At 38.0% G+C, this 2,904-nt stretch carries 3 protein-coding genes and 1 pseudogene; all 4 read left to right on the forward strand.

Annotated features, from left to right (window positions below):
* On the forward strand, window positions 1-1,252 hold a 1,252-nt coding region (locus AC2SLT_RS13030; protein ID WP_486548080.1), incomplete at its 5' end, for a hypothetical protein.
* Complete coding sequence (locus tag AC2SLT_RS13035; protein ID WP_486548081.1) at window positions 1,213-1,983, forward strand: hypothetical protein; 771 nt, start codon at window positions 1,213-1,215, stop codon at window positions 1,981-1,983. The genes AC2SLT_RS13030 and AC2SLT_RS13035, both read left to right, overlap by 40 nt.
* An 8-nt stretch (window positions 1,984-1,991) precedes the next feature.
* Entirely contained in the window at window positions 1,992-2,426 is a 435-nt protein-coding gene (locus AC2SLT_RS13040) for a hypothetical protein (RefSeq protein WP_486548082.1), read from the forward strand.
* Window positions 2,427-2,619: 193 nt separating this feature from the next.
* Window positions 2,620-2,904, forward strand: a pseudogene (locus tag AC2SLT_RS13045) (hypothetical protein); the annotation flags it as partial.

The raw sequence follows: 2,904 nt of genomic DNA on the forward strand, positions 1-2,904 counted from the left end.
TACCACCAACATAGGCGGTATCATCGCCAATATTCAAACTGATAGCGATGGCAACCAAAGCAATGGCACACTTAACTTCACCACCGAGACCTTAACGACCCAAGATATCACCAACACTGCTACCAATGAGCAGCGTAACCTAGGCGGAAGTATCGGCGTAGGTACAGGGAAACAAGATCAAAGCATTAACAACCTTGGCATACAAGTTGCCAATAATGCCAATGAGTTTGAAAGTAAAACGCTGGCGACCGTAGGCGAAGGTGTCATCGTCACCAGTGATTCGATAACTGGCAAAGATAGCCTAGCGGGTGTCAACCGTGATGCGCTCAATACCGAAATTATCATCAAAGATCAGCAAACCGCAGGGCTTGATGTCGATGCCAATATTGATGCGAGAGTGTTTACCAAGGCGGGTCGAGATGAGATTATCGATGAGCAGAAGGAGCTTGGGAAGAATGCTAAGAAAATTACAGCGATTACCGTCAGTGACGCTCTAAAAGCCCCGGCTATCATTGCTGCTATAACCGATGACGGCAATAAAAACCCTGACAGTCTCAACAAATCAACCTTAGATAAAGTTAAAGATAACATTACCCAAATCGGTAATAACAATCGAACAGGTATGAGTGATGACACTGCCACTTTAGTTGCAACGGAAGAGCTTATTGTAACAGGGGATATTACCAATGATGTTGTTGTACAAGATACTTATAACCAACTAGCAAGTGAGATAGCCTCTGGTACTGATGCACAAAATGCAAATGTCTATGTCACCCCTGATTTAACCGAGTCTCGAGGTGGCGAACTTGGAACGATAGTATTAGGCTCAGCCAATGAAACCACACAACAAGATATTTATCTAGATAGGGGTGCACTTGATAGAAGCGATAGCGTCACAGTTGCCAATGGTCAGGTAGAGCCAATACTGAATGCACCAAGCACGATTAATGTATTAAACGAAGAGATAGCACATACCAATGGACAAGGCGAAGCGTCCGCCTCGACAATGGGCAATTTAGGTGAGATAGCTTATGACGTGGGTAAATGGGCGAATAGTGATGATATCGCTGAGGCTAAGGGCAGTATTGACACGACTGCTATTAATAATGCCAATACCGCTCAAGAGCAACAGGAGATGCTGGCTGAAAATAAGGAGCGGTTAGAGACTCAGCAGGAGGCTGGGGATGTGTTTGAGGATCAGCCGTATTATCAATGCGATCCAGTATTTGGTTGCATGCCCCCCATCAATTAGAATGGGCACGTGAGAATCCACAAGAATGGGCAAAAAGGAATAAACAATTTAATAAATTCTTAGAATATGTCTATGAAGATATTTTCTTATACACCCTTGATGGAGCATCAGGAGGAAAAGCATCTTCTGCAAGTGTTGCAGTAGGTAGAAGTGTAAAAGTTATTAGTAAAGGCGGTAGAAAATTTTATCAAGTTATTAGGAGTGGTGAAGTATTCACATTTGACTATAATACTGTTAATAAATTAATTGCTAAAGGTCAAAGAAATTTTTCTGAAGCTATTTTATCTGTAAGAAAATCAAAACCCTTAGCACCACCTAGAACAGCTGCACAAATTAGAAATGGCCCTGGTAAAGCATTTTCTTCTAATACGTTAACAGAGCTCAAAGTTGGGCAAAGCTTATTTAATGGTAGAAACTCGGCTAAAGTACCTAAACAAGTTGCCGATAGATTGTCTGGTAGAAGTTTTAACAATTTTGATCAATTTAGAAGTGCATTCTGGAAAGAGATGGCAAATGATCCTGCAGTAGCTAAGAACTTTAGTAATAGTAACCTTACAAAAATGAAAGCAGGAAAAGCTCCAATCGCAATACCTGCACAACATAATGGAAAAAATATAAGATACGAGCTAGATCATCATATAGAAATAAGAGATGGTGGAGCAGTTTATAACCTTGATAATATAGTCATTAGAACACCAGCTAATCATGTTAATAAAACAGGGAATAGATAAGGATAATCATGGAAAACGATATAAGAAAAAGATTGTATCTTTTACTTGAAGAACTACTAAGCAACGTAGCCTCTGAGAAAAGAGAAGATGAGATTGTACAAGAGTTGAATCAATTACTACCAGACCCTAAATGGAGTGATTATATATTTTGGAGTGAAGACTATGTCAATGTTGATGGTTCAATAAAATATGATAAGTTTTTTGAGAAAGTTTTTGACTATAAAAATTCCAATGAGTTTAAAGTAAAAGAACGTATTATAAAACTTGTCAGCCTTCTTCTTAGTAGGGAGTTCTCTAAAATTAGCGAAGTTGAGGTTGTAAACGAAATTAATAGGTTATCACCAGATATAAATTGGATGAACTATATTTTTGTTGATAAAAGTTGTTTAAATTCTGATGGAAGTGTGAATAAAGATAAGTTTTTAGAGAAAATCTTTAGCTAATCACTCACAAGTACCTTGTTTTAGTTTAACTATATTCAGAAGCTACGTTACAAACCCTATCGTAGCTTTTTTGTTTATATAAGTTGACTTTAACACGACCGAAGAGCATCCGTTCTGGATTGACGGGCAAGGTTGGCTTAAAGCGTCTATCTTAGAAGCAGGAATGAAGTTACCATCATAAAGGTAAAGTAAAATGACGCAATTTAAAATGGACAAAGAAGAAATCAAACAAGCAGCGATTGAATTTAAGCAAGCTCTTATTAATTGGAAATCGAGAGAGAAAATTGAAAGAGTTGTTGCAATACATCGTCCAGAATGGACAGAAGAGGATATTAAAAAATCAATTGAATTTAATACAAGAATGATTAAACCAGTCTTAGAAGCATTTGAGCCTATTTATCGCCTAGCCATAAGAGGAGATATTAATGAGCCATTCGCATTTCAAAGTTATATGATGAGTTATGTCGGTCGAGTGTTA

The sequence above is a fragment of the Psychrobacter sp. CX18 genome, assembly GCF_057396215.1.